The sequence below is a fragment of the Streptosporangium sp. NPDC053982 genome, assembly GCF_055585205.1.
The window spans coordinates 500,936-524,242 of the sequence record NZ_JBVJKQ010000002.1; the positions used below are offsets into that span (position 1 = coordinate 500,936).

Annotated in this window: 24 protein-coding genes; 16 read left to right on the forward strand and 8 right to left on the reverse strand. The window is 73.7% G+C overall.

The features are described from left to right. Positions 1-231: 231 nt before the first annotated feature. Together ACZ6W9_RS05055 and ACZ6W9_RS05060 are read left to right on the forward strand one after the other, a co-directional pair. Positions 232-474, forward strand: coding sequence for a hypothetical protein (locus tag ACZ6W9_RS05055; RefSeq protein WP_204046931.1), 243 nt, complete (start codon positions 232-234; stop codon positions 472-474). Further along, positions 471-848, forward strand: a complete 378-nt coding sequence (locus ACZ6W9_RS05060; RefSeq protein WP_389969703.1) for a hypothetical protein — start codon at positions 471-473, stop codon at positions 846-848. The genes ACZ6W9_RS05055 and ACZ6W9_RS05060 overlap by 4 nt, the downstream gene beginning before the upstream one ends. Before the next feature lie 152 nt (positions 849-1,000). Here ACZ6W9_RS05060 and ACZ6W9_RS05065 read toward each other — a convergent pair whose 3' ends face one another. The 3 genes from ACZ6W9_RS05065 to ACZ6W9_RS05075 are packed head-to-tail and all read right to left on the reverse strand — an operon-like array spanning position 1,001 to position 4,028. Continuing rightward, positions 1,001-1,213 carry a DUF397 domain-containing protein gene (locus tag ACZ6W9_RS05065; RefSeq protein ID WP_389969701.1) on the reverse strand — a complete coding sequence of 71 codons (213 nt, stop codon included), beginning with the start codon at positions 1,211-1,213 and terminating at the stop codon, positions 1,001-1,003. After that, entirely contained in the window at positions 1,201-1,944 is a 744-nt protein-coding gene (locus ACZ6W9_RS05070; RefSeq protein WP_470116749.1) for a DUF5753 domain-containing protein, read from the reverse strand. The genes ACZ6W9_RS05065 and ACZ6W9_RS05070 overlap by 13 nt, the downstream gene beginning before the upstream one ends. After that, positions 1,944-4,028, reverse strand: a complete 2,085-nt coding sequence (locus ACZ6W9_RS05075; RefSeq protein ID WP_470116750.1) for a prolyl oligopeptidase family serine peptidase — start codon at positions 4,026-4,028, stop codon at positions 1,944-1,946. Before ACZ6W9_RS05075 ends, ACZ6W9_RS05070 begins: the two co-directional genes overlap by 1 nt. 208 nt (positions 4,029-4,236) lie before the next feature. Between ACZ6W9_RS05075 and ACZ6W9_RS05080 the strand changes: the two genes are divergently transcribed. The 6 genes from ACZ6W9_RS05080 (at position 4,237) to ACZ6W9_RS05105 (ending at position 11,376) form a co-directional block, all read left to right on the forward strand. Then, positions 4,237-4,422, forward strand: a complete 186-nt coding sequence (locus ACZ6W9_RS05080) for a hypothetical protein (protein ID WP_470116751.1) — start codon at positions 4,237-4,239, stop codon at positions 4,420-4,422. A gap of 128 nt (positions 4,423-4,550) precedes the next feature. Then, on the forward strand, positions 4,551-5,945 hold the full coding sequence (selA, locus tag ACZ6W9_RS05085; RefSeq protein WP_389969693.1) for an L-seryl-tRNA(Sec) selenium transferase: 1,395 nt from the start codon (positions 4,551-4,553) through the stop codon (positions 5,943-5,945). Next, positions 5,945-7,864, forward strand: a complete 1,920-nt coding sequence (gene selB, locus ACZ6W9_RS05090) for a selenocysteine-specific translation elongation factor (RefSeq protein WP_389969691.1) — start codon at positions 5,945-5,947, stop codon at positions 7,862-7,864. The genes selA and selB overlap by 1 nt, the downstream gene beginning before the upstream one ends. A gap of 208 nt (positions 7,865-8,072) precedes the next feature. Beyond that, positions 8,073-9,293 carry a formaldehyde dehydrogenase, glutathione-independent gene (gene fdhA, locus ACZ6W9_RS05095; RefSeq protein WP_389969689.1) on the forward strand — a complete coding sequence of 407 codons (1,221 nt, stop codon included), beginning with the start codon at positions 8,073-8,075 and terminating at the stop codon, positions 9,291-9,293. A 456-nt stretch (positions 9,294-9,749) separates the two neighbouring features. Continuing rightward, a complete protein-coding gene (locus ACZ6W9_RS05100; protein WP_362933728.1) occupies positions 9,750-9,920 on the forward strand; it encodes a DUF3073 domain-containing protein in 171 nt (56 codons plus the stop codon). 613 nt (positions 9,921-10,533) lie between these two features. Continuing rightward, complete coding sequence (locus ACZ6W9_RS05105) at positions 10,534-11,376, forward strand: SDR family oxidoreductase (RefSeq protein ID WP_389969687.1); 843 nt, start codon at positions 10,534-10,536, stop codon at positions 11,374-11,376. Between the two features lie 177 nt (positions 11,377-11,553). On the opposite strand, the gene ACZ6W9_RS05110 is transcribed toward ACZ6W9_RS05105, so the two are convergent. Together ACZ6W9_RS05110 and ACZ6W9_RS05115 are read right to left on the reverse strand one after the other, a co-directional pair. Further along, entirely contained in the window at positions 11,554-12,000 is a 447-nt protein-coding gene (locus ACZ6W9_RS05110) for a DUF4383 domain-containing protein (protein ID WP_389969685.1), read from the reverse strand. Between the two features lie 231 nt (positions 12,001-12,231). Then, positions 12,232-13,521 carry an endonuclease Q family protein gene (locus ACZ6W9_RS05115; protein WP_470116752.1) on the reverse strand — a complete coding sequence of 430 codons (1,290 nt, stop codon included), beginning with the start codon at positions 13,519-13,521 and terminating at the stop codon, positions 12,232-12,234. 300 nt (positions 13,522-13,821) lie between these two features. Between ACZ6W9_RS05115 and ACZ6W9_RS05120 the strand changes: the two genes are divergently transcribed. Further along, complete coding sequence (locus ACZ6W9_RS05120) at positions 13,822-14,193, forward strand: sensory rhodopsin transducer (protein WP_362933734.1); 372 nt, start codon at positions 13,822-13,824, stop codon at positions 14,191-14,193. Here the strand turns inward: ACZ6W9_RS05120 and ACZ6W9_RS05125 are convergent. Beyond that, positions 14,186-15,100, reverse strand: coding sequence for an alpha/beta fold hydrolase (locus tag ACZ6W9_RS05125; protein WP_470116753.1), 915 nt, complete (start codon positions 15,098-15,100; stop codon positions 14,186-14,188). The genes ACZ6W9_RS05120 and ACZ6W9_RS05125 overlap by 8 nt on opposite strands. A 290-nt stretch (positions 15,101-15,390) precedes the next feature. On the opposite strand from ACZ6W9_RS05125, the gene ACZ6W9_RS05130 reads away from it, so the two are divergent. From ACZ6W9_RS05130 to ACZ6W9_RS05140, 3 genes are read left to right on the forward strand one after another with little or no spacing between them, the layout of a single operon-like run. Next, complete coding sequence (locus ACZ6W9_RS05130) at positions 15,391-16,113, forward strand: CPBP family intramembrane glutamic endopeptidase (protein WP_389969679.1); 723 nt, start codon at positions 15,391-15,393, stop codon at positions 16,111-16,113. 4 nt (positions 16,114-16,117) lie between these two features. Further along, positions 16,118-16,456: a PadR family transcriptional regulator gene (locus ACZ6W9_RS05135; protein WP_362933743.1), complete on the forward strand. Its 339-nt coding sequence runs from the start codon at positions 16,118-16,120 to the stop codon at positions 16,454-16,456. Next, positions 16,453-17,181, forward strand: coding sequence for a hypothetical protein (locus ACZ6W9_RS05140; RefSeq protein ID WP_389969676.1), 729 nt, complete (start codon positions 16,453-16,455; stop codon positions 17,179-17,181). The genes ACZ6W9_RS05135 and ACZ6W9_RS05140 overlap by 4 nt, the downstream gene beginning before the upstream one ends. A 60-nt stretch (positions 17,182-17,241) precedes the next feature. Here the strand turns inward: ACZ6W9_RS05140 and ACZ6W9_RS05145 are convergent, their stop codons facing one another. Further along, entirely contained in the window at positions 17,242-18,534 is a 1,293-nt protein-coding gene (locus ACZ6W9_RS05145) for a sensor histidine kinase (protein ID WP_389969674.1), read from the reverse strand. Continuing rightward, entirely contained in the window at positions 18,531-19,187 is a 657-nt protein-coding gene (locus tag ACZ6W9_RS05150) for a response regulator transcription factor (RefSeq protein ID WP_389969672.1), read from the reverse strand. The genes ACZ6W9_RS05145 and ACZ6W9_RS05150 overlap by 4 nt, the downstream gene beginning before the upstream one ends. A gap of 222 nt (positions 19,188-19,409) precedes the next feature. Here ACZ6W9_RS05150 and ACZ6W9_RS05155 point away from each other — a divergent pair, with 222 nt between their 5' ends. The 4 genes from ACZ6W9_RS05155 (at position 19,410) to ACZ6W9_RS05170 (ending at position 23,297) form a co-directional block, all read left to right on the forward strand. Further along, entirely contained in the window at positions 19,410-19,928 is a 519-nt protein-coding gene (locus ACZ6W9_RS05155; RefSeq protein ID WP_389969670.1) for a hypothetical protein, read from the forward strand. Continuing rightward, a complete protein-coding gene (locus ACZ6W9_RS05160; protein ID WP_470116754.1) occupies positions 19,928-21,172 on the forward strand; it encodes a peptidoglycan-binding protein in 1,245 nt (414 codons plus the stop codon). The genes ACZ6W9_RS05155 and ACZ6W9_RS05160 overlap by 1 nt, the downstream gene beginning before the upstream one ends. Beyond that, positions 21,169-22,020 carry an ABC transporter ATP-binding protein gene (locus tag ACZ6W9_RS05165; protein ID WP_389969666.1) on the forward strand — a complete coding sequence of 284 codons (852 nt, stop codon included), beginning with the start codon at positions 21,169-21,171 and terminating at the stop codon, positions 22,018-22,020. Before ACZ6W9_RS05160 ends, ACZ6W9_RS05165 begins: the two co-directional genes overlap by 4 nt. A gap of 101 nt (positions 22,021-22,121) precedes the next feature. Beyond that, entirely contained in the window at positions 22,122-23,297 is a 1,176-nt protein-coding gene (locus ACZ6W9_RS05170) for an ABC transporter permease (protein ID WP_389969664.1), read from the forward strand. Positions 23,298-23,307 lie beyond the last annotated feature (10 nt).

The window sequence follows — 23,307 nt, forward strand, 5'->3', positions numbered from 1 at the left end:
TCCCTGGCCACCTCGGTATCGGCGGAATCCACGGCACCGGCACCACCCGCCTGGCCAACCGCATCGATACGGGACTCCATGCGACCGGCCCGGCGGTGATCCACGTCGGTAGCCTGGCCGAATGAGCCACCGAACTCGGGCAACCCAGGTTGCGAATAGGCGGTATACCCTCCTAGGAAGCTTGCTCCTATCTCGCTAGGAAGGTTCCTCCTAATGGAGTAGGATCGCGTCATGGCCGAGGTCCTTCCTCCACACATGCGACAGCTCGCCGAGGTGGCGACGATCGTGGCAGCTGCGGGCGCCACGGCTGACTGGCTGTACCACCTCAAGAGCGACATGTGCGCGTTGCGTGTGATCAAGGACGGCGTCATCTCGGTTCCCGTCATGATCCCTGCCGACCCGGACCGCGACCCGGAGCTTTTCCGCGAAGCCCTCAAGCGTCTGGAAGCGGTCGTGGAAAGGATGAGCCGATGAACGAGACGATCATGTATGTCGTCACCTTCGAGCACGGAAGGTGGGTGTCGCGCTGCCCTACCGGGGAGGTGGAAGGAGTCGGAGTGGCGGCCTCCTTGTCTCAGCTGGAGCGCGACCTGACGGAGATCCATGCCTGGGCGTGGCCCGAAAGCACTCCCGGCGTGGAGTTCACCTTCGATCTTCCAGAGGAGGTGGCAGAGGTGGTGGCGGAATACAGCCGTGAGAAGGAACTGGCCGAAGCTCATGCCAAGCGCGCCGCGGAACTGGCCGTCAGGGCCGCGAAGGTGCTGACGAGCCATTGGTCGGAGCCGGATACGGCACGCGTCATGGGCCTGTCCAAGCAGCGCGTCCACCAGTTGAAGGTAAGCGCCTGACGGTGAACCGCGCCGGGTTCTGTGGAGACTCTGGTTCGCGCCGCGGTGAGTGTGTCGCAGGCACGGCTCTCTTCTTTTCCCGTCGGTACAAGGCCGACTCAGACGAGGTGTCCGTATTGCGGGTGGAAGCTCAAAATCTCCTCGCACCGCTGTCAGCCGAGGCGGCCTTCCCTGATCGCCGTGGTGAGGGCGGACCAGGCGTCGGGGGTGAGGACGAGGGCCGGGCCGGTGCGGTCCTTGGTGTCGCGGACGGCACGGCGTCCACCCGAGAGGGTGGCGACCTCGACGCAATTGCTTCCGTCGCCGCCGGACAGGCTGGACTTGCGCCACCGGGCGGTGGAGAGCTCGCGGGTCAGGTCGTCCATCTGCGCATCATCTCCTTGATGAGGCCGAGTGACTCTCTCCGGGACAGGGCGTCCGCTCTGATCACGCCATGTCTGCATATTAAGCTTTTTACCTCTTCTGACCTATCGCTCACCCGATCCTCGGTGCTCTGGGAGTCGATGTAGGCCACCGGCGGAGCCTCGCCCGGCATCTCCGCGACGACGAAGCTGCCCAGCAGCCCGACGGTGCCGTAGGCCACGTAGGGCAGCACCTGCAGCGAGACGCGAGGGCTCCCCGCCAGCTCCAGCAGCCGCCGCATCTGCTCCACCATCACCTCGGGGCCGCCCACGGGGCGGTGCAGGACGCCTTCGTCCAGCACCACCCACATCATCTGCGGACCCGGCCGGTCGAGGAGGCGCTGCCGGTCGAGCCGGGCCGCCAGGCGCTCCTCCGCCTGGTCGGAGGTGGTGCCGGGCTCGTTGGCGATCAGTGCCCGTGCGTAGCCCTCGACCTGGAACAGACCGGGAACCATCGCCAGCTCCCAGACATGCAGCGACTCGGCCTCGGACTCGAAGTCGAGCCAGGGGCGGAACCACCGGGGCATCTGGTCGGCCTCCCTGTTCAGCCGGTCGAGCAGGTCGGTCAGCTCCCTGCCCCGGCCGAGGACGGAGTCCGCCTTGCGAGCGAAGTCGAGGCCGGGGGCGCGGCGGCCGTTCTCGATCATGCTGACCTGGCTGAGGGTGTGTGCCGTACCCGACGTATCTGTCGTCATCACGATCCGTCGGTCGCGTGCAGGACGAAGGCCAGTACATCGGCGAGCAATGCCTGCTCCTGGTCGCTGGTCGAGCCTGCGCCGTGCCAGCCGTGCTCCTCGACGCGCAGCAGCACCGGCCGGTCGGAAGCCGTGGCCGCCTGAAGGCGGGCGGCCAGCTTCGCCGGCTGCCACGGCGGCACCCGCGCGTCGCGCAGGCCGGCGGTCAGCAGCACCGCCGGGTACGGCACGCCGTCCCGGACCCGCAGGCAGGCATCGATGATCAGCAGGGCGCGCAGGCCCTCCTCGGTGGTGACGCTGCCGAACTCGGGCACGTTGACCGGCCCGCTGTCGGTGAACTCGTTGCGCGTGGCGTTCACCGTCGGCACGTGCATCACCATGGCCGCCCACAGATCGGGGCGGCGCACCAGCGCACCGCCGGTGGGGATGCCGCCGCTGCTGGCGCCCTCGGCGGCCAGCCGGCCCGGACGGGTGTAGCCGAGGGCGATGAGATGCCCGGCGCAGTCGATGAAGTCCGTGATGGTGGCCTCCTTGCGCTCACCGCGCCCGGCCTCGTGCCATTCGCGGCCGTAGGCGCCGCCGCCGCGCAGGTGCGCGACGGCGTAGACGCCGCCGCGCTCGTACCAGGCGAGCATCTCGGGACGGAACTCCGGCCAGTCGGTCATCCCGTGGGAGCCGTAGCCGGTGAGCACGGCCGGGTTGTCGCCGTCCAGCTCCAGGTCCTTGCGGTGGATGACCGTGAGCGGGATCGGCGTCCCGTCCCGCGCGGGCACGTGCAGGGTGCGGACGTGCACGCCGCCGAAGTCCACCGGTGAGCGGGGCGCCAGCCCGGTGTCCCGCAGGCAGTGGCCGTCGTAGCGGTAGAGCCGGGGCGCGTCGGTCCAGCCGGCCATCAGCAGCAGGGCCTCGGGCCGCGTCGGGTGGGTGGTCCACTCCACGACGGTGCCGTCCACCGGCATCACCAGGTCGGCGGGCTCGCCGCCGGACAGGGGCACATGCCGTACCCGGCTGACGCCGCCGTCGAGATCGCGCACCAGCAGCCGGTCGCCTGCCACCCGCACCGATTCCACCACCCGCTCACCCGCGGGCACGATGACCCGGGCCCGGGACAGATCGGGTGCGGCGAGCGGAACGGCCAGCACGCGCGAGCGCGGCGCGTCCCGATGGGAGACCAGGTAGAGGGTGTCGTGGCCGGTGGCGAAGGCGGTCACGCCGTCATCTGCGCCCGCGACCAGCCGCCACGGGCAGGCGGCCGGGTCGGCCAGCCCGGTCCGCGGCGCGACGTACATCGTGCAGTCGCTCAGCTGCTCACCGGTCCAGGGCCAGGGGCTGAGCGCGCCGTGGGAGACGATCGCCAGCATCCACTCGCCGTGTGGCGGCACCACCAGGAAGGGCCGGTCGGGCGGGGTCAGCTCGACATGGGGATTGAGCCCGCGGGCCAGCACCACCGTGTCCCGCGCCGGGTCGTCGCCCAGCCGATGCAGGAAGGAGCGGCTGTCCAAGCGGTGCCGCTCCGCGTAGCGGTGATAGACGAACGACCGGTTGTCCTCCAGCCAGCTCAGGAAGGCGAAACGCGTCGTGGGCGGGATCGTCTCCCGCAGGGCTCCGGAGTCGGCGTCGATCACGTGGATGGAGCCGTCCTCCGACCCGGAGGCGGAGACGGCGCAGGCGACGTGGCGGCCGTCGGAGGAGGGGACGTACCAGTCGATGGCGTGGTGCCCGTCGCCGGGCACCGTGCCGGGGTCGAACAGGACCCTGCTCGCTCCGCCGGTCTCGGTCACCGTCAGCACCGGCACGCGGGCGTCCGGCTCGCGGATCAGGGCGAAGACCCTGCCGGCCGCCATCGCGAGACCGGAGTAGCGCGTGAGCGCACCGCCCAGTTCGCGGATCCGGGCCAGCAGGCCGGCGCGGTGCGGCAGGGCGTCCAGGTGCTCACGGGCGTGCCCGGCCTGGCCGTCCAGCCAGCGGTGGAACTCCCCGTCTTCGGTTTCCATCCACCGGTAGGGGTCTTCGAGGGTGATGCCGTGGAGGGTCTCGCGCATGACGTCCACCCGGGCGACCGGGGGTTCGGTGATGTCGCTCATAGGCGCATGATCGTATGCCGGAGATCCGATGACGTGCCGGACATTGATCAAGCGTCCCTCCGCCACCTGGCCTGTGACGGCCGACACGGCTCATCTCCTCCCGGCACATCTCGGTTCCCGCCATGATCCGTGCCGACCCGGATCGCGACCCGGAGCTCTTCCGCGAAGCCCTCAAGCGTCTGGAAGCGGTCATGGAAAGGATGAGCCGATGAACGAGACGATCACGTATGTCGTCACCTTCGAGAACGGACGGTGGGTGTCGCGCTGCCCTGGCGGGGAGGTTGAAGGAGTCGGAGTGGCGGCCTCCTCGTCTCAGCTGGAGCGCGACCTGGCGGAGATCCACGCCTGGGCGTGGCCCGAAAGCACCCCCGGCGGGGAGTTCACCTTCGACTGAACCGCGCCGGGTTCTGTGGAGACTCTGGTCTGCCGAGCGGGGCAGCGGTTCATCAAGGAGTACGTGACCGCAGGCCGTACCGGCAGGGCGGATGAGGTTCCCTTCCGGTCCGGCTCTATTTTCGTTACGTGGACCCACGAAGGCACGTGCCGCGTACCGACACCGTTCTCGCCGACCCGCGGCTCGCCGCGGCGGAGCGCAGGCTCGGGCGGGCGGTGGTCAAGGAGGCCGTCACCGAGGCCCAGCGGCGGGTACGGCAGGGCGGCCTCGCCCCCGCCGAGGTGGCCGACGCCGCCGTGGCGGCGCTGCCCCGGTACGCCGCCGGTCTCCGGCCGGTGCTCAACCTGACCGGTGTCCTGGTCCACACGAACCTGGGCCGGGCTCCCCTGTCGCAGGCCGCAGTGGAGGCGGTCACCGCGGCGGCGGGCTGCACCGACGTGGAGTTCGACCTGGCCGCCGGGGGTCGCGCCCGCCGCGGACGGGGCGCGTTGGAGGCGCTCGCGCGGGCGGTGCCCGCGGCCGAGGCCGTCCACGTGGTCAACAACAACGCCGCCGCGCTCGTGCTGGCGGCCACCGCGCTCGCCGCCGGGCGGGAGATCGTGGTCAGCCGGGGCGAGCTGGTGGAGATCGGGGACGGCTTCCGCATCCCGGATCTGCTGGTGTCCACCGGGGTGAGGCTGCGCGAGGTGGGCACCACCAACCGCACCTCCTACGCCGACTACCGGGACGCCGTGGGGCCGGAGACGGGGTTCGTCCTGAAGATCCACCCGTCGAACTACCGGATCGAGGGGTTCACCGGGTCGGTGGAGGCGTCCGCCCTCACCGGGCTGGGCGTGCCCGTCGTGGCCGACATCGGCTCCGGCCTGCTGTCCCGGGAACCGCTGTTGCCCGGCGAGCCCGACGCGGCGGGCGCGCTGCGGGCCGGGGCCGACCTGGTCACCGCCAGCGGCGACAAGCTGCTCGGCGGGCCGCAGGCGGGCCTGCTGCTCGGCCGCCGCGACCTGGTCGAACGGTGCCGGCGTCACCCGCTGGCCCGCGCGCTGCGGGTGGACAAGCTGACGCTGGCCGCGCTGGAGGCCACGCTGCGCGGCCCCGAGACCCCTGTCCACCGTGCGCTGCACGCCGATCCGGCGGTCCTGCGGGAGCGGGCCGAGGCGCTCGCCGTACGGCTGGCCGCGGCCGGGACGGACGCGCGGGCGGTGCCGAGCGAGGCGACCGTGGGGGGCGGTGGGGCGCCCGGCGTGACGCTGCCCAGCGCCGCGGTGAGCCTGCCCGCGGGGCTCGCCGTACCGTTGCGGACCGGTGAGCCGCCGGTCGTCGGGCGGATCGAGGGCGGCAGGCTCCTGCTCGACCTGCGGGCCGCCCCGCCGGAGGCGGACGACGAGGTGGCGCGGGCGGTGCTCCGGGCCGTCGCATCCGTGGGGGCGGACGACTCCGGGGGTGGCTCCGCGGATCGGGAGGCGGGCGGTCTCCGGGACGGCGGGGCGAACGGTTCCGGGGCCGGGCGCGGGGGGAGACGCTGATGCACGTCGTGGCCACGGCCGGGCACGTCGACCACGGCAAGTCCACGCTGGTGCGGGCCCTCACCGGGATGGAGCCCGACCGGCTGGAGGAGGAGCGGCGGCGGGGCCTGACGATCGAGCTGGGCTACGCCTGGACGGCCCTGCCCTCGGGGGAGCGGCTGGCCTTCGTCGACGTGCCCGGCCACGAGCGCTTCCTGGCCACGATGCTGGCCGGGGTCGGCTCCGCGCCCGCCGTCATGTTCGTGGTCGCCGCCGACGAGGGCTGGATGCCGCAGTCGGAGGAGCACCTGACCGCGGTCGAGGCCCTCGGCGTACGGCACGGCCTGCTCGTGGTGACCCGCGCCGACCTCGCCGACCCCGCCCCGGCCATGGAGGCGGCCCGCACGCGCCTGGCGGCCGGCGGGCTCGCCGGGATCGAGGCGCTGGCGGTGAGCGGACGCACCGGACAGGGGCTCGACGAGCTGCGCGGGGCGCTGGACCGGCTGGTGGCGGGCCTGCCCGCGCCCGATCCCGGGGCGCCGGTGCGGCTGTGGATCGACCGGGCGTTCAGCGTCCACGGCAGCGGCACGGTCGTGACGGGGACGCTGCCCGACGGCCGGATCGCCGCGGGCGACGAGCTGGAGCTGCCCGGCGGGCCGGTGCGGGTCCGGGCGCTGGAGTCCCTGAAGGAGTCGCTGCCCGCGGTGATCGGCGTGGCGCGGGTGGCGCTCAACCTGCGCGGCCGGGCCGTGCCCGAGCGGGGGCAGGCCCTGGTCACGCCGGGCGCGTGGACCGCCACCGACCTGGTCGACGTGCGGCTCTCCCCGGTCGGCACGGCCGGCCGGGGCGCGGGACCGGGCGTGCCGGACGTCCGGGGAACAGAACCGGGGACGGGTTCGGGCGCGCCGGGGGCCCGGGGAGCGGCCACGAGGCCGGAGGAGCCCGGCGCGCCGGTGGAGCGCCTGCCGGGCCGGTTGACCGCGCACATCGGGTCGGCGGCCGTGGTGTGCTCGGTGCGCCCGCTCGGCGGCCGTGTCGTACGGCTGCGCCTGGCCAGGCCGCTGCCGCTGCACGTGGGCGACGTGCTGCTGCTGCGTGACCCGGGCCGCGAGCGTGGCGAGGTGCGGGTGCTGGCGGGGGCGACGGTGCTGGACGTGCGGCCGCCGTCGGTGAGCCGCCGGGGCGCGGCCCGCGAGCGCGCGGCGGAGCTGTCCGGGGCCGTGCCCGGCGCGGCGGCCCTGCTGCGGACCCACCGGATGCTGCGCGCCGGCGAGCTGCGGGCGATGGGCTGCCCGCCCGCGGACGAGCCGGTGTGCGGGGACTGGCACGTCGACCCGGAGCACTGGGCGGGGCTGGCGGCGCGGCTTCCCGAGGCGGTGCGACGATACGCGGCCGGACATCCGCTGGAGCCGGGCATGCCGGTCGAGGCCGCCAGGCACGTGCTGGGGTTGCCCGACCGGCGGCTGGTGGCGGCGCTCGTCCGGCCGCCGCTCTCCGTCGCCGACGGGCGGATCTCCGGTGGACGGCCCGCGCTGCCCGCCCCGGTGGCCCGCGCGGTCGCCCGGCTGGGCGCGGAGCTGTCCGCGCGCCCCTTCCTGGCGCCGGAGGCCGGACGGTTGGCGGAGCTGGGGCTGGGGTCCCGGGAGCTGGCGGCGGCGGTGGCGGCGGGAGCGCTGCTGCGGGTGGCCGACGGGATCGTGCTGCTGCCCGGCGCGGACGTCCGGGCGGCGCGGGCGCTGGCCCGTCTGCCGCAGCCGTTCACGGTCAGCCAGGCCCGGCAGGCCCTGGGCACCAGCCGCCGGGTCGCGGTGCCGCTGCTGGAGCACCTCGACCGCCGGGGGCTGACCGAGCGGGACGGTGACCACCGGCGATGCCGCCTCCCGGCACCCGGCGCCGTGCCCCCGGACCGGAACGGTGCCGTACCTCGAACCCGCCCGTGACCTCACTCCCGGGCCGGCCCGGCGCCGTGCCCCCGGACCGGAACGGCTTCACATCCCGGGACCCGTCCGGCGCCCCGCTCCCGAGCCGTCATGACGCAGTACCCCTCAAACCATCAGAAATGCGGTCAAACTTCTCATAGGCGTACATCTCCGCGCCGAGTCGCGGGTATGCCCGGGAAGAGAAGCGGGAACCGCCTGGGGGTGCGCCATGGCCGGAAACAGGGGCGTCGTCTACGAGGGAACGGGCAGGGTCGTGGTCGAGGACTTCGACTACCCGACGTTCGAGCTGAAGGAGGGGCCGGGGGTCAATCCGGCGAACGTCGGCCGGAAGGTCCCGCACGGCGCGATCGTCAAGACCGTCGCGACGAACATCTGCGGCAGCGACCAGCACATGGTCCGCGGCCGCACCACCGCCCCCCACGGCCTCGTCCTCGGCCATGAGATCACCGGGGAGGTCGTCGAGAACGGCCCGGACGTGGAGTTCATCAAGGTCGGCGACCTGGTCTCGGTGCCGTTCAACATCTCCTGCGGGCGCTGCCGCAACTGCAAGGAGGGCAGGACCGGCATCTGCGAGAACGTCAACCCCGACCGCCCGGGGTCGGCGTACGGCTACGTCGACATGGGCGGCTGGGTCGGCGGGCAGGCCAAGTACGTCCTCGTGCCCTACGCCGACTGGAACCTGCTGAGGTTCCCCGACAGGGACCGGGCGATGGAGAAGATCCTCGACCTGGCGATGCTGTCGGACATCTTCCCCACCGGCTACCACGGGTGCGTGACCGCCGGGGTGACCACGGGCTCCACCGTCTACGTCGCGGGCGCCGGGCCGGTGGGCCTGGCCGCCGCGGCCTCGGCGTTCCTCCTCGGGGCCGCCGTGGTGATCGTCGGCGACCTGAACGCCGACCGCCTGGCGCAGGCCCGCAGCTTCGGCTGCGAGACCGCCGACGTGTCCCAGGGCGACCCCCGCGACCACATCGAACGGATCCTCGGCGTCCCCGAGGTGGACTGCGGCGTGGACGCGGTGGGCTTCGAGGCCCGCGGCCACGGGGCCGAGGCCGCCACCGAGCACCCGGCCACCGTGCTCAACACGCTCATGGACGTCACCCGGGCGGGCGGCGCGCTCGGCATCCCCGGGCTGTACGTGACCGGGGACCCGGGGGCCGCCGACGAGGCCGCCCGGGAGGGGGCGCTGTCGATCCGGCTGGGCCTCGGATGGGCCAAGTCGCTCGCCTTCTTCACCGGTCAGTGCCCGGTCATGCGGTACAACCGGCAGCTGATGATGGCGATCCTGCACGATCGGGTGCAGATCGCCAAGGCGGTCAACGCCACGCCGATCCCGCTGGAGGAGGCGCCGCGCGGCTACCGGGAGTTCGACGAGGGCGCCGCCCGCAAGTACGTCCTGGACCCGAACGGGATGCTCGGCACGTCCTGACGCCCCCGCCGCGCCGTACCGGGGAATTTTCGTACGGTGCCGGTCCGGAAGGATGTACGCCCTGGTCAGGGCGGGATGTCCGGCGTGTTCCGGGAGCGCCGGGCCGTGTCGCCGGGCGGTCGCGGGTGGCCCGGGGAGCTCACGGTGTCGGTGTGTTCTCCCTGACCGGAAGTGATTTACATGGTGCAGGAGAAGATCACCGATTGCCATTCCCGGGAATGGCGGAGTTTTTCACATTGAAACGATCTTGGGTAGGATAATGGTAATGGCCTGTTCTCCTGTACCGCCCGGCCGGCTCCGACCCCGTTCCGGTCGGGGACGAGGCGGGGTGCCGCCGAGGACGGCCATGGCGAGCGCGTCCTGAGCGACCGCGCAGGCCGTGCCGGGCCGTGTTCGCCGCGAAACGCAACCGGTGACAAGAGGTCGAGCAGGACCTGCGTGTAGGGAGTACAGCCAATGGGCCGGGGTCGAGCCAAGGCGAAGCAGGCGAAGGTGGCGCGCGAGCTCAAGTACGGCAACCACGGGATCGATCTCGATCGGCTGCGCGAGGAACTCGTCGCGGCGGGTGGTTCGCGGACGGAGTCCCAAGCCGAGGACACCGCCGACGACTACTTCGCCGACCGTTAGACAGAGCTGGTCGGAATCCGGGACCGTTCCGCGGGCCCCCACCGCCACGGCGGGGGCCCGCGGAACGGTCCCGGCGATCGCGTCGCCCGGTCGTCCGTCCGGCGGACACACGGCCGTGATTCCCGCGATCCCCGCCATCCCCGTGATCCCGTGACCTCGCGGTCACCTGTCCGGTGGACGCCGCGGGCGTGGTCCCGTGACCGCCGCCCGGCGGACGCGCGGGCGCGGCCCGCGGTCACTCGCCCGAGCCGGGCTCCGACAGCCGACGGCTCGCGGCGGCCTTGGCGGCCTTGGCGGGCTCGGGGGTGAAGCTCCGCGTCCTCGGCGGAGACGACCAGGTCGTAGCCGTTGCGGGTGAACTGCGCCGCGAGCTCGTAGCCGATGCCGCTGGAGGCGCCGGTCACGACGGCGAGCGGCCTGTCATGGTTTGTAACCATATTTCGCCATTTTCTCTGTTATGGGGCGGCCGCTCCTTCGTGGCGGCGTGCCCCGGCCGGTGACCCTCGCACCGCTCCGGGGCGGCCGGCCGCCCCGGGACGAGTAGGGCTCCCACCAGGGGGTACGCGCGCCTCGAAGAGGGGCGCCGGGGGGTGCGTCCGGAAAGGAGACGGCGATGGCCGGAACATCACAGGCGGGATCCCCGTCCGGCCGCCCGGGAGGCGGCGACTACGACCGGGTGGCGATCGTCACCGGAGCCGACTCCGGCATGGGCCGGGCGACGGCCGTGGCCCTCGCCGAGCAGGGCTTCGACGTGGGGATCACCTTCCACTCCGACGAGAAGGGAGCGGAGGGGACCGCCGAGGAGGTGCGCGGCCACGGCCGGAAGGCGGCCGTGCGCCGGCACGACCTGACCGACCCGGAGGCGGCCGCCGCGGTCGTGGACGAGCTGGCCGAGGAACTGGGGGGCCTCGGCGTCCTGGTCAACAACGCCGGGACCGGCAGCAGCGAGCCGCTGCTGGAGATGGGTTTCCAGCGGTGGCGGTCGGTGATCGCGGTCGATCTCGACGGGGCCTTCCTGTGCTCCCAGCGGGCGGCCCGGCGCATGGTCGCCGCCGGCCGGGGAGGCCGCATCGTCAACGTCACCAGCGTCCACGAGGAGCACCCGCGCGTCGGCGCGGGGCCGTACTGCGCGGCCAAGGGCGGACTGCGGATGCTGAGCCGCGTGCTCGCGCTGGAGCTGGCACCGTACGGGATCACGGTGAACACCGTCGCACCGGGGGAGATCGCCACCCCGATGACCGGCCAGGACGACCAGCCGCCTGAGCCGGGCAGCCGCCCCGGCTACCCGATCGACCGCCCCGGCGACGCCCGGGAGGTCGCCGCCGTCATCGCCTTCCTGGCGAGCCCCGCGGCGTCCTACGTCACGGGCTCGTCGGTCTTCGTGGACGGCGGGCTGGGGCTCATGGGCCCGCAGGCGGCCGGAGCCCTGGAGTCCGGGGACTGGCGCCAGGGCTGATCCGCCGGTCCGGGGTCCGCCGGTCCGGGGCCCGGAGGGTCGGCCTTCGCCGGCGGGTCCTCCGGGCTCCCCGGAACGTGCGGCAGGCTCCGGACACGCGTCCGGCCCCGGCCTTGGAGAGGCCGGGGCCGGACGGGACCGCCGTCCCCGCGGGACCGCCGCGGAGCGCGGGCGTGCTTACCGGGTCGCCGTGGAGGCGTGGTGGTGGCGGCGCGACAGCAGGTAGCCGAGGGCGATCATGCCGATGCCCAGGATCAGGTGCAGCCAGTTGTCGGCGCTGTTGAGCGGGACGAAGTTGGCGGCGCTGTCGTGGCCGACCAGCATGCCGTACAGCCACAGCAGCAGGTAGACGACGCCGCCGCCGATGAGGTAGTTGCGGGCGCCGGGCCGGGTGCGCGACATCAGGATGCCGGCGACGCCGAACAGCAGGTGCACGATGTTGTGCAGGATCGACACCTCGAAGATCCCGAGCAGCATGGCGTCGGAGTGGTGGCCGGCGAACTCCATGCCGTCATAGCCCGTGGTGATGCCCGGGATGAAGCCCAGGACGCCGACCAGCAGGAAGACGACGCCGACGACGAGCGCGGCGAGCTGGACCGGCGTGCGTGCGGGGGGTGTGCTCATATTTGAAGCCTCCACGGTGCTTTCGCGTTGGAATCGCCGTGCTACCCCCGGTACGCCGGTGCACTCGTCTGCTTTGATCACGATTGTCCAGCTCCAGCTCCAGCTCCGGGCCGTGACCCGAGAGCCCCGAGCGCGACCCGGAGCCCGGGACACGGCCGGGAGCCCGGGACACGGCCGGGAGCCCAGGCCCCCGGCCCCCGGCCAGGAGGCGGGAGCCCGGAGCCGGTGAGGCTAGAAAAGCGTCGGGGCGGCGGCCTCGGCGGTCACCCGGTCGAGCTCGCCGGGCCGGAAGAACCGGATCGCGCCGAACACCCCGTCGTAGCCGGGATCCCGGATCACCTCGCCGCGGCGCAGCCGCCCGACCGCCTCGGCCAGCGGCGGCGAGCAGGCCGCGATGTCGTCCACCGGCACGTCCTGGAGGATCGCGAGCTCGGGACCCAGGGCGGCGGTGAGGTCGTCGATCTCCCGGGCGACCTTCTTCGACTTGGGCCCCACACCCAGGATCTCGCCCACGATCTCCGGCAGCGGGACGAGGCTGCGGAAGCCGGGCACGCCGTCCGGGCGGGCGCCCTCGGGCCGGTCGGCCAGGTCCTCGACCCGGCTCAGCACGCCCACCGTGAGCGGCCTGCCGCACACCGGGCACCGTCCGCCGCGCTCGCGGGTCTCCCTCGGGGTCATCCGGACGCCGCACTTCCGGTGCCCGTCGACGTGGTACTTCCCCTCCTCGGGGAAGAACTCGACGGTTCCGGCGTACCCGTCGCCGGTCCTCAGCGCTTCGAGGACGGCGAAGTAGTCGAGGTCCGTCTCGAACACCGTGGTCTCGCGGGCGACCATGGGCGGTGAGTGGGCGTCGGAGTGGCTGACCAGCCGGTAGCGGTCGAGGGCGGAGACCCGCCAGTTCATGGCCGGGTCGCTGGACAGTCCGGTCTCCAGCGCGAAGATGTGACCGGAGAGCTCGCCGTAGCACTCCTCGACGGTGTCGAAGCCGGACTTCGAGCCGAACACGCCGAACCACGGCGTCCAGACGTGGGCGGGCACCAGGTAGGCGCCCTCGCCGCTGTCCAGGACGGTCTCCAGCAGGTCGCGGGAGTCCAGGCCGAGGACCGGCCGGCCGTCGGCCGCGAGGTTCCCGGCCTTCGCGAGCTCGCGGTTGAACCTCTCGGCCGCCGCGAAGTCCGGCATGTACACCAGGTGGTGGATCTTCCTGGTGCGGTCGCCCCGCCGGTAGACCGTGGAGACCTCGGTGGAGAGCATGTAGCGCACCTCGGCGGAGGCCAGGCGGGGCGGCAGCGTGCGGGAGACGTCGCGATCGATCTCCTCGCGCAGCCGGAACAGCCCGGGTTCGGCCGGGACGAGGCTCTCGCGCAGCCGCTCGAACCACAGCGGGTGCGTCAGGTCGCCGGTGCCCATCAGCGTGACGCCCTTGCGCCGGGCCCACCACGTCAGGTGTTCGAGATCGCTGTCCCCGCTGCAGGCCCTGGAGTACTTCGAGTGCATGTGCAGGTCGGAGTGGAACCGCATCCGTGACCGTCCCTTCACCGGACGCGCGGGCCCGGGTACGGCCCGGCGGACCCGGTCGGCTGGGGGGAACCGGGCCGGCGGCCGCGGCCGTGCCGGGGGGAACCGGGCCGGGAGGCGCGGCCGTACGTCGTCAAAGGGGTCATGCGGAGTCGTTTCCCTGCGTGACGGGGGGTACACACGCGCGCGAACCGGGAATGGCCGGGGGTGACGGCGGACGCAGAGGTCCGCCGGACGCACGGAGGTCCGGAGAGCGGCGAGGACGGCGACGGACGCGTGCCGGATGCGGGGGCAGGAGGCGTGATGACGGCGGTGGGCACCACCACATGGGCCATCCCGGAGGGCTACATCCCCTCCGGCGGCACCGGCCCCGAGCCGGAGATGCTCAGTCACGAGACCGCGTGCATACTCAACGCGGCGGACGAGGACGCGCACGTCGAGATCACGCTGTACTTCGCCGACCGCGAGCCGGTCGGGCCGTACCGGGTGACGGTGCCCGCGCGGCGGACGGTGCACCAGCGGTTCAACGACCTGACCGACCCCGAGCCCGTGCCGCGTGACACGCCGTACTCCTCGGTCCTCCGCAGCGACGTCCCCGTGGTGGTCCAGCACACCCGCCTGGATTCGCGCCAGGCCGAGAACGCGCTGCTCTCGACGATCGCCCACCCTACGTGAGGTCCTCGGGGACCTCGGGGTCCTCGGGGGCGAAGAACTCCAGCAGCAGGCGGTTCAGCGCCTCGGGCCGCTCGGTCGGGATCCCGTGGTGCGACACGTCCGGCAGCACGGCCGTCCCGGCGTGCGGCATCAGCCGCCGCGCACCGGCGACGACCGCGCGGGCTTCGTGCGCCCGGCTGCGTTCCGCCGCCACGACGAGCGTCGGCACGGCCGAGGCCGACAGCAGGGCGGCGTCCGGACGGCGGATGGGGATGATCTTCGGGCGCGGGAGGTCCGTCGCACCCGAGACGTAGAGCTCCAGCCAGTCCTCGTCCACGGGCGTTCCCCCCGACTCCCAGGCGGTGAGGGCGCGCACCCGCCGGGGCGTCGGGCGCAGCAGCGTCGGCAGGGCGCGCAGCAGGTAGCGCGGGCTGAACCCGGTGAAGCACCGGGTGGGGTCGAGGAGCGCGAGACGGCGCACCAGGTGCGGCGCGCGCAGCGCGAACGCGAGGGCGATCTCGGCCCCGTACGAGTGCCCGCACAGGTCCGCGCGGTCGAGCCCGAGACCCGCGAACGTCGCCTCCAGCCAGTCGAGCAGGTCGTCCTCGTCGCGGATCGGCCTGTCGCCCCGCGCGCCGTGTCCCGGCTCGCCGATCCGGTCGATCGCGTAGACGCGATGCGCGGAGGCCAGGGCGGCGGCGTTGGCGAACCACACCGCCGAGGTGGCCCCGCCGCCGTGTGACAGCACCAGCGGGGGCGCGTCGGCGGGCCCACAGGCCAGCACCCGGGCGGTGCCGTACTCCGAGCGGACGTCGATCTCCTCGGTGGCGGCGGGCCATCGCGCGAGGACGCGCGCGTAGGCGGCGGCGAAGCGCCTCCCGGCCTCGGGCGTCCGGAAGGCGGGGGCGGGGGGCGTGGTCTCGGGCATGCGGTCCCTTCCTGTTCGGCGCGGATCCCCGTCCGGCGCAGGTCCCCTCCGGCGCGGGTCCCCTCCGGTGTGGGGCCGGTCCGGCGCGGGCCCCGTCCGGTGCGGGGCCGGTCCGGTGCGGAGAAGCGGTCCGGGACGGGGCGGAGCCCGGCCGACGAAGATCCATGCCGAGTCTTCCCCACGGACCGGGCGGGTCCCCATCCGGCCTGAAAAGTCGTCCATCTACCTAGGTAGTATTTCTAACTAGGTTGTTCTATCTTCTAGGTGGCACACGCAACGAAAGGATCCCCATGCCCTCCCTGGTGCTCGCCGCCGCCCTCGTCGTCCACCTCGCCCTCGTGAGCCCCTGGCTCGGCAGGCGCTCCTACGCGCGTCTGGAGCGCGAGCGCGACCGGGACGGGCGGATCCTGGTCCGGATGTTCACCGCGTGGACGGCGGAGTTGTGGGCGCTGGCCGCGACGGCGCTCCTGGTCGTCGGCCTGTCCCCGGAGCTGGACCTCGCCGGGGTGGGCTTCGTCCTCCCGGCCGACGCGGAGACCACCGCCGGGATGCTGGTCGGCCTCACGATCGCCTCGGCGGTGGTCGTGCTGGTGACCGTCCGGATGACCAGGGCGGGCAGGCCGGTGCCCGGGCAGGCCGCCTTCCGGGCGATGCTGCCGCGCACCCCGGCCGAGCGGCGGGGCGCCGTGGCGCTCTCCGTCAGCGCCGGGATCTGCGAGGAGATCGTCTACCGGGGGCTGCTCATCGCGCTCGGCACGAGCGTGCTCGGCCTGCCCCTTCCCGTCGCCGCCGGCCTGGCGCTCGCGGTGTTCGTCGCCGGCCACCTCTACCAGGGGTGGCGGGGCATGGCCATGGTGGCGGTGGCCGGGCTCGGCCTCACCCTGCTGTACCTCAATACAGGCAGCCTGCTGCTCCCGATCGTCCTGCACGCCGTCGCCGACATCCGCTCGCTGCTCCTCACCCCGGCCGGTAGGCGTGACACGCTAGATGGCATCGCTACCGTGCGAGGATGAGGCCATGGCGACCGACCGACGTGCGAGCTGGCTCAAAGGCGTCCTCGACCTGCTGGTGCTGGCCAGCCTGACCGAGGGCGAGAGCTACGGCTACGAGATCTCCAAGACGCTCGCCGAGGCCGGGCTGGGCCAGATCAAGGGCGGAACCCTCTACCCGGTGCTCAACCGGCTGGAGGAGGCGGGCCTGCTCGCCGCCGAGTTCCGGGTCACCGAGCGCGGTCCGGGCCGCCGCTACTACCGGCTCACCGAACGGGGCCGCGAGACGCTGACCGAGCAGAGCGGGCTGTGGCTCGCCTTCGACGAATCCGTACGGGCCATGCTGACCAAGGGAGCAGCCGGATGAGCGACTACTTCGACGCGCTGGCGGCGCTGCTGCGCGACAGGGGCGTCCCGGCGGAGCGGGTGGCCTCCACGATCGAGGAGCTGGCCGGGCACGTCGCGGAGAGCGGCGCCGCCCCGGAGGAGGAGTTCGGCCCCGTCGCCGCCTTCGCCGACAGCCTCGGCGGGGTGACCGGGGACGACGCGGCCGGCGGGGATGACCGGACGGCCTCCGCCGGGGAGAGTTGGTCGTGGACGGCCGACATCTTCGCCGACGAGCGGCGCCTCAACGAGTTCGGCGGGCAGGGCTGGGAGGTCGACCGGGTCGACCGGCGCGGCATGTTCGTCAGCCACCGGGACCCCGAGCGGCCGCAGCGCTGGGAGTACCGCCGGGAGACGGTGTGGCCCGAGGGCAGGCGCGCCGTGACCGAACGGCTCGCCCCGGACGGCTGGGAGCCCTGCGGCACCTGGTTCCTCTACGAGTACTTCAAGCGCCCCGGGGCCGCCTCCGCGGGCCCGGCGGCCGAGATCGGCTCACCGCCCCCGGCGCCCGGCGGACGGTTGTTCCTCAGCGTGCGGTTCCTGCTGCTCCTGGCGGCCTGGCTGCTCCTCGTGATCGCCGCCGGATGGGCCGTGCGGGGCGGTTTCGGCGGCGACGACGGCGCGGATTTCGCCGTCGGCACGGCGACGGGCGTCGGGGTGGTCGCGGGAGCCGCCCTCGCCCTGTGGGGGCTCGCCCGCCGCCGCTGACCGTCCGCCCGGCGGCTGTCCGGGTCGCGGAATCCGCCTGAGAGACCGCGGGCGGGGCCGTCAGCGGGGACGGTGGGACACGGGCTCCGCGTCATGGGGAAGGATCCCGCCGGCCGTCCCCACCCCGGAGGCGTCCGCGGCGAGGTCCGCGTCGCGGGGAAGGACCACCGTCACGACCAGGCCGCCGCCCTCCCGGGGACGGGCCGTGACGTCGCCGCCGTGGGCGAGGGCCACCGAGCGGACGATCGACAGGCCCAGCCCCGCGCTCCGCGCCGTGACCACGCGGTCGGCGCCGAGCCGGCGGAAGGGCTTGAAGATCGCCGGGACGTCGTAGGGCGGTACGGCGGGCCCGCTGTTGCCGACCTCCACCTCCACGTGCCCGGCGGAGACCGTACGGCTGGTCACCCGCACCCAGCCGGAACCGTCGCCGACGTTGTGCCGGATCCCGTTCTCGACCAGGTTGTGCACCAGCCGTTCCAGCAGCAGGGCGTCCCCCCGGGTGGGCGCGGGGCCCGCCGCCTCCCGTACGGTGACCCCCGCCCGTTCCGCCTCCACGGCGGTCTGCGTCACCACGTGGGACACCACGTCGGCCAGGTCCACCGGCGACCGGTCCGCGATCTCGTGCTCGGTGCGTGCCAGCAGCAGCAGTCCCGAGATGAGCTGCTCGTGCCGGGCGCTGATCTCCAGCAGGCTCTCGCCCAGCCGTACGACGTCCGCCGAGGCGGATCTGCGGTGCATGGCGAGTTCGACGAGGGCCCGGGTGAGCGTCAGCGGGGTGCGCAGCTCGTGCGAGGCGTTGGCGACGAACCTGCGCTGCCCGTCGAAGGAGCGGTCGAGCCGCTCGACCATGGTGTCGAAGGTGTCGGCGAGCTCCTTCACCTCGTCCCCCGGCCCGCGCAGGGCGATCCGCTCGTGCAGGCCGTGGTCGGCGACGGGGGCGGCGGCGATGCGCCGGGCGGTCTCGGTCACGCGGCGCAGCGGGGCGAGCACCCGGCCGGCGATCACCCAGCCGAGGCCCGTCGCGGCGGAGCCGACCACGGCCAGCGCGACGGCCCCCTGGGTGAGCAGCGACGTGACGGCCGCGTCGTTCAGCCTGTCCTTCTGCTCCCGCAGCCACTGCTCCGCCACCGGGCCCGTCAGCACGTCGCCGTCCTTGGCGATCAGCAGCATCCGCCGCTGTCGGCCGTCGGCCGAGGTGTACCGGTCGTCGAACGACTGTGAAAGCTGCTGGTCGAACAGCAGGTAGGTGACACCGAGCAGGGTCAGCCCCGCGACGAGGAAGACGGCGCCGTAGACGAGGGTGAGCCGGGCCCGCAGCGTGGGCGACCGGCGCGGCGGCGTACGGAAGATCATGCGATCCGGTATCCCGAGCCCGGCACCGTACGGATGACCTGTGGTTCGCCCAGTTTGCGGCGGAGCTTGAGGATGGTGAGACGCACCGCGCCGGTGAACGGGTCGGCGTACTCGTCCCACGCCTTCTCCAGCAGCCGCTCGGAGGAGACCACGGCCCCGTCGGCACGCAGCAGCTCGGACAGGACGGCGAACTCCTTCTTCGAGAGCGGGATGTACCGCTCGTCCCGGAAGACCTCCCGCCGCGCCGGGTCCAGGGTGATCCCGCCCCGTCTCAGGACCGGAGGGGCGGCCGGCCGGGAGCGCCTCCCCAGCGCCTGGACACGGGCGGCGAGCTCGGCGAACGCGAACGGCTTGGCCAGATAGTCGTCGGCGCCCAGGGACAGGCCGGTCACCCGGTCGCCGATCTCCGCGGCGGCGGTGAGCATCAGCACCCGCGTGGTCGACTCCGACGCGACCAGTTCACGGCAGACGTCGTCACCGTGCACGAGCGGCAGGTCCCGGTCGAGGACGACCACGTCGTAGTCGTTGACCGCGATGCGCTCCAGCGCGGCCTCGCCGTCGTGCGCGGTGTCGACCGCGTGCGCCTCCTCGCGCAGCCACTCCGCTATCGCGCCGGCCAGCACGCGTTCGTCCTCCACCACCAGCACCCGCATCGCGGTCTCGCGCCCCTCTCGTCGCCTACGGGGGAGATGGTGGCGCACGCGATGTTTGCTCGGCGTTAACGCCTGCCGCCCGGGGCCGATGGAAACGGCCCGGAAACGCGCCTCGCTGTTGCATCTGCTGTCGAACGCTCCGCCCCGGAGGCGGACGTTCCCAACACACCCGGCATCCCGGATGGCCGGCGCGGAGACGCCGGCTCCGGCGAGGAGGACGACATGCGATTTCCCGGCGCGCTGGCGGTGGTCCCGCTGGCGCTCACCCTGACTCTCACCGGTTGCGCGGCGGACGGCGACGACGGTCCAGGAGTGGCGTCCGCGAACGGCGGGGGCACGGCCGCCACCGACGCGCCCGCCGCCCGCCAGGCCGCCCCCACCATGGGGAAGGACGAGCGGAACGTCAGGTTCGCCCGGTGCATGCGGGAGAACGGCGTCCCCATGGAGGACCCCCAGCCCGGCAGGCCCGTCCTGATCAGGGGCGACGCGGGCGACAGGGGGACCGTGAGGAAGGCCGTGGAGGCGTGCAGGGAGTTCCAGCCGGCGGGCGGCACCGGAGCGGCCGGCGCCGACGCGTCCGAGAAGCTGCGCCGGCTCGCGCGGTGCATGCGGGACAACGGTGTTCCGGACTTCCCCGACCCCGAGCCGGGGGATGGCATACGGCTCGACAAGAAGCTCGCCGAGGACCCCGACTTCCCGGCCGCCCAGCGCAGGTGCGAGCTGGAATCGGGCGGCTCCTGATGGACACGGCCGCCACCGGTGACGGACCGGGCGCGACCACCGCCACCGGCGAGGAACCGGGCGCGGACACCGTTCTCCGGGAGGGGACCGGCGCGGACACCGCCCCGGGCGAGGGGCCCGGCGCGGGCGCCGGTCTCGGGGAGGGACCGGGCGCGACCACCACCGCCGCCCGGCCGCGCCGCCGGGGCGGGCGGCTCGCCGTACTGCCGGTTCTCGGGCTCGTCCTGGCCGGCGCCGCGGTGGCCGTGAACGGCGCGGGCCGGCCCGGCGGAGGCGGCGCCACCGGTACGGCGGCCGCCGCCCGCCCCCCGGCCACCGCCGTGGTGACCAGGGAGACGCTCCAGGAAACGCGCGAAGCCGACGGCGAACTCGGCTACGGACCCGCCACCGCGGTGGTGAGCCGCAGGCCGGGCACGGTCACCTGGCTCCCGGACAGCGGAGCCCGGATCACCCGGGGCCGCTCGCTGTACCGGATCGACGACGACCCGGTGGTGCTGATGTACGGCTCGCCCCCGGCGTACCGCGATCTGCGGCCGGGCGTCGAAGGACCGGACGTCGAGAGCCTGAAACGCAACCTCAGGGCGCTGGGCTATGACGGCTTCACGGTGGACGACGAGTACACCTCCGCCACCGCCGCCGCGGTCACGCGCTGGCAGGAGGACCGCGGCCTCGCCGGGACCGGCGTGGTCGAGCTGGGCCGGGTGGTCTTCGCCCCGTCCGCGGTCCGGGTGGAGAGCCTGGACGTCCAGGCCGGCCAGCCCGTCGCCCCCGGGCGGAAGGTGCTCTCCCACACCGGCACCGCCAAGGTGGTCACGGTGCGGCTGAAGGCGGAGGACCAGCGGATGGCCAGGAAGAGGACGAAGGTGTCGGTCGCCCTGCCCGGCGGCGGCACCGTGGGCGGCCGGGTCACCGAGGTCTCCACGGTCATCGTCCCGGGGGAGGGGCGGGACGCGGAGCCGGAGACCGAGCTGGAGGTGCTGGTCTCCCTCGACGGGCGTCGGGCCGCCGAAGGGCTCGACCGGGCGGCGGTGGACGTGACCTTCACGGCCTCCCGGCGGAGGAACGTGCTCGCCGTACCCGTCGCGGCGCTCGTGGCGCTGCGCGAGGGCGGCTTCGGCGTCGAGGTGGTCGAGGGCTCCGTCTCCCGCCACGTCGCGGTGCGGACCGGGCTGTTCGCCGGCGGCCGCGTCGAGGTCTCCGGTGAGGGCCTCGCCGAGGGCATGACCGTGGGGATGCCGGAATGATCTCACTGACCGGTGTGTCGAAGACCTACGCCGACGGCGTCACGGCGCTGGCCGAGGTGTCCCTGGAGATCGCCCGCGGCGAGCTCGTCGCCATCGTCGGCCCCTCGGGCTCCGGCAAGTCGACGATGCTCAACATCATCGGCACGCTCGACCGGCCCACCTCCGGAGAGGTGCGCATCGACGGGTACGACGTGTCGAGGCTGCCGGACCGGCGGCTCGCCGCGCTGCGCGCGACCGGGATCGGCTTCGTCTTCCAGCACTTCCATCTGGCCGCGGGGGTCTCCGCGCTGGACAACGTGGCCGACGGTCTCCTCTACGGCGGACTCCGCCGCGCCGAACGGCGGCGCAGGGCCGCGGCCGCCCTGGAACGTGTCGGGCTGGGGCACCGCCTCGGCCACGAGCCGCACGAGCTGTCCGGCGGCGAGCGGCAGCGCGTCGCCATCGCCAGGGCCGTGGCCGGGGATCCCCCGCTGCTGCTCGCCGACGAGCCGACGGGCGCGCTGGACTCGGTCTCGGGGACCGGGGTGATGGAGCTGCTGCGCGCGCTCAACGCCTCCGGTACCACCGTCGTGATCATCACCCATGACCGGGAGATCGCCGCCGCGCTGCCCCGGCGGGTGCCGATGCGCGACGGCCGGGTCGTCCCCGTTCCGGACACGGACACGGACACGGACACGGACACGGACACGGACACGGACACGGACACGGACACGGACACGGACACGGACACGGACACGGACACGGACTCGGACTCGGACACGGGCTCGGGCTCGGGCCACCGTACGGGCGGTGACGCGGGTCGTGGGGCCGGTCCGGGGCGGCGGCACGCCGGATCGGGGGCGATGTGATGATGGCTCCCGCCCCCGGCCGCGTGGAGCGGCCCGGCTCTGGCCACGCGGCCCGCCCCGGCTCCGGCCCTGTGGAGCGGCCCGGTCCGGTCCCGGCCAGGATGCGGCCCGGTGACGTGGCGCGGGTCGGCGCGGTCGGACTGCGCACCCGCCCGGCGCGGGCGCTGCTGTCGGCGCTCGGCATCGCCATCGGCATCGCGGCGATGATCGGCGTGGTCGGCATCTCGTCGTCGTCGGGAGCCGAGTTGGACAGCCGCCTCTCGGCGCTGGGCACCAACCTGCTCACCGTCTCGGCGGGACGGACCCTCCTGGGAGAGGAGGCCGAGATGCCCCTGGACGCCGAGGCGATGGTCGAGCGGATCGGGCCGGTGGAGTCGGTCTCCGCGGCCGGATATGTCGATACCGCCAAGGTCTACCGGAGCGAGGAGATCCCCGAGGCGCAGACGGGCGGGATCTCCGCCTACGCCTCCCGCCTCGACCTGCTCACGACGGTGGGCGCGACGGTGCGCAGCGGCACCTGGCTGAACGAGGCCACCCAGCGCCATCCGGCCGTGGTGCTCGGGGCGACCGCGGCCAGGCGGCTCGGGGTCGCCGGGGCGGGACCGGACACCCAGGTGGTCATCGGGGGCGTGCGGTTCACGGTCGTCGGCGTCCTCGACCCGGTGCCGCTCGCCGCCGAACTGGACAGCGCGGCGCTCGTCGGCTGGCCGGCGGCGGAGTCGGCGCTCGATTTCGACGGCCACCCCACGATCCTCTACACCCGTTCGGCGGAGTCGGGGCTGAAGGATGTCAGCGCGGTGCTGGCCGCCACGGCGAACCCGCGGGCGCCCAACGAGATCGACGTCTCCCGGCCCTCCGACGCACTCGTCGCCAAACAGGTCGCCGGTCAGGCGTTCGCCGGGCTCCTGCTGGGGGTCGGCGCGGTCGCGCTGCTCGTCGGCGGGGTCGGGGTGGCCAACACCATGGTCATCTCGGTGCTGGAACGGCGTGCGGAGATCGGGCTGCGGCGTGCTCTCGGCGCGACCCGCGGCCAGATCCGCACGCAGTTCCTCACCGAGTCGCTGTTGCTGTCCGTGCTGGGCGGGGCGGGCGGAGCGCTGATCGGGGCCGGCGTCACCGCGGGCTACGCGCTGTACCGGGGCTGGCCGGCGGTGGTCCCGGCCTGGACGGTGGCCGGCGGCCTGGCGGCGACGCTGGTCATCGGCGCGCTGGCAGGCCTCTATCCGGCGGTTCGCGCCTCCCGCCTCTCCCCGACGGAGGCCCTGGCCACGCCGTAGCCGGGGAGCT

What these genes read in the sequence shown, in the direction of transcription:
- ACZ6W9_RS05135 (WP_362933743.1), top strand. Translation starts at nt 16,118, where the DNA reads ATGGCGACCGACCGACGTGCGAGCTGGCTCAAAGGCGTCCTCGACCTG.
- selB (WP_389969691.1), top strand. Translation starts at nt 5,945, where the DNA reads ATGCACGTCGTGGCCACGGCCGGGCACGTCGACCACGGCAAGTCCACG.
- ACZ6W9_RS05055 (WP_204046931.1), top strand. Translation starts at nt 232, where the DNA reads ATGGCCGAGGTCCTTCCTCCACACATGCGACAGCTCGCCGAGGTGGCG.
- ACZ6W9_RS05105 (WP_389969687.1), top strand. Translation starts at nt 10,534, where the DNA reads ATGGCCGGAACATCACAGGCGGGATCCCCGTCCGGCCGCCCGGGAGGC.
- ACZ6W9_RS05110 (WP_389969685.1), bottom strand. Translation starts at nt 12,000, where the DNA reads ATGAGCACACCCCCCGCACGCACGCCGGTCCAGCTCGCCGCGCTCGTC.
- ACZ6W9_RS05160 (WP_470116754.1), top strand. Translation starts at nt 19,928, where the DNA reads ATGGACACGGCCGCCACCGGTGACGGACCGGGCGCGACCACCGCCACC.
- ACZ6W9_RS05075 (WP_470116750.1), bottom strand. Translation starts at nt 4,028, where the DNA reads ATGAGCGACATCACCGAACCCCCGGTCGCCCGGGTGGACGTCATGCGC.
- ACZ6W9_RS05170 (WP_389969664.1), top strand. Translation starts at nt 22,122, where the DNA reads ATGCGGCCCGGTGACGTGGCGCGGGTCGGCGCGGTCGGACTGCGCACC.
- ACZ6W9_RS05120 (WP_362933734.1), top strand. Translation starts at nt 13,822, where the DNA reads ATGACGGCGGTGGGCACCACCACATGGGCCATCCCGGAGGGCTACATC.
- ACZ6W9_RS05145 (WP_389969674.1), bottom strand. Translation starts at nt 18,534, where the DNA reads ATGATCTTCCGTACGCCGCCGCGCCGGTCGCCCACGCTGCGGGCCCGG.
- ACZ6W9_RS05070 (WP_470116749.1), bottom strand. Translation starts at nt 1,944, where the DNA reads ATGACGACAGATACGTCGGGTACGGCACACACCCTCAGCCAGGTCAGC.
- ACZ6W9_RS05155 (WP_389969670.1), top strand. Translation starts at nt 19,410, where the DNA reads ATGCGATTTCCCGGCGCGCTGGCGGTGGTCCCGCTGGCGCTCACCCTG.
- ACZ6W9_RS05080 (WP_470116751.1), top strand. Translation starts at nt 4,237, where the DNA reads ATGAACGAGACGATCACGTATGTCGTCACCTTCGAGAACGGACGGTGG.
- ACZ6W9_RS05165 (WP_389969666.1), top strand. Translation starts at nt 21,169, where the DNA reads ATGATCTCACTGACCGGTGTGTCGAAGACCTACGCCGACGGCGTCACG.
- ACZ6W9_RS05125 (WP_470116753.1), bottom strand. Translation starts at nt 15,100, where the DNA reads ATGCCCGAGACCACGCCCCCCGCCCCCGCCTTCCGGACGCCCGAGGCC.
- fdhA (WP_389969689.1), top strand. Translation starts at nt 8,073, where the DNA reads ATGGCCGGAAACAGGGGCGTCGTCTACGAGGGAACGGGCAGGGTCGTG.
- ACZ6W9_RS05150 (WP_389969672.1), bottom strand. Translation starts at nt 19,187, where the DNA reads ATGCGGGTGCTGGTGGTGGAGGACGAACGCGTGCTGGCCGGCGCGATA.
- ACZ6W9_RS05140 (WP_389969676.1), top strand. Translation starts at nt 16,453, where the DNA reads ATGAGCGACTACTTCGACGCGCTGGCGGCGCTGCTGCGCGACAGGGGC.
- ACZ6W9_RS05065 (WP_389969701.1), bottom strand. Translation starts at nt 1,213, where the DNA reads ATGGACGACCTGACCCGCGAGCTCTCCACCGCCCGGTGGCGCAAGTCC.
- ACZ6W9_RS05130 (WP_389969679.1), top strand. Translation starts at nt 15,391, where the DNA reads ATGCCCTCCCTGGTGCTCGCCGCCGCCCTCGTCGTCCACCTCGCCCTC.
- ACZ6W9_RS05060 (WP_389969703.1), top strand. Translation starts at nt 471, where the DNA reads ATGAACGAGACGATCATGTATGTCGTCACCTTCGAGCACGGAAGGTGG.
- ACZ6W9_RS05100 (WP_362933728.1), top strand. Translation starts at nt 9,750, where the DNA reads ATGGGCCGGGGTCGAGCCAAGGCGAAGCAGGCGAAGGTGGCGCGCGAG.
- ACZ6W9_RS05115 (WP_470116752.1), bottom strand. Translation starts at nt 13,521, where the DNA reads ATGCGGTTCCACTCCGACCTGCACATGCACTCGAAGTACTCCAGGGCC.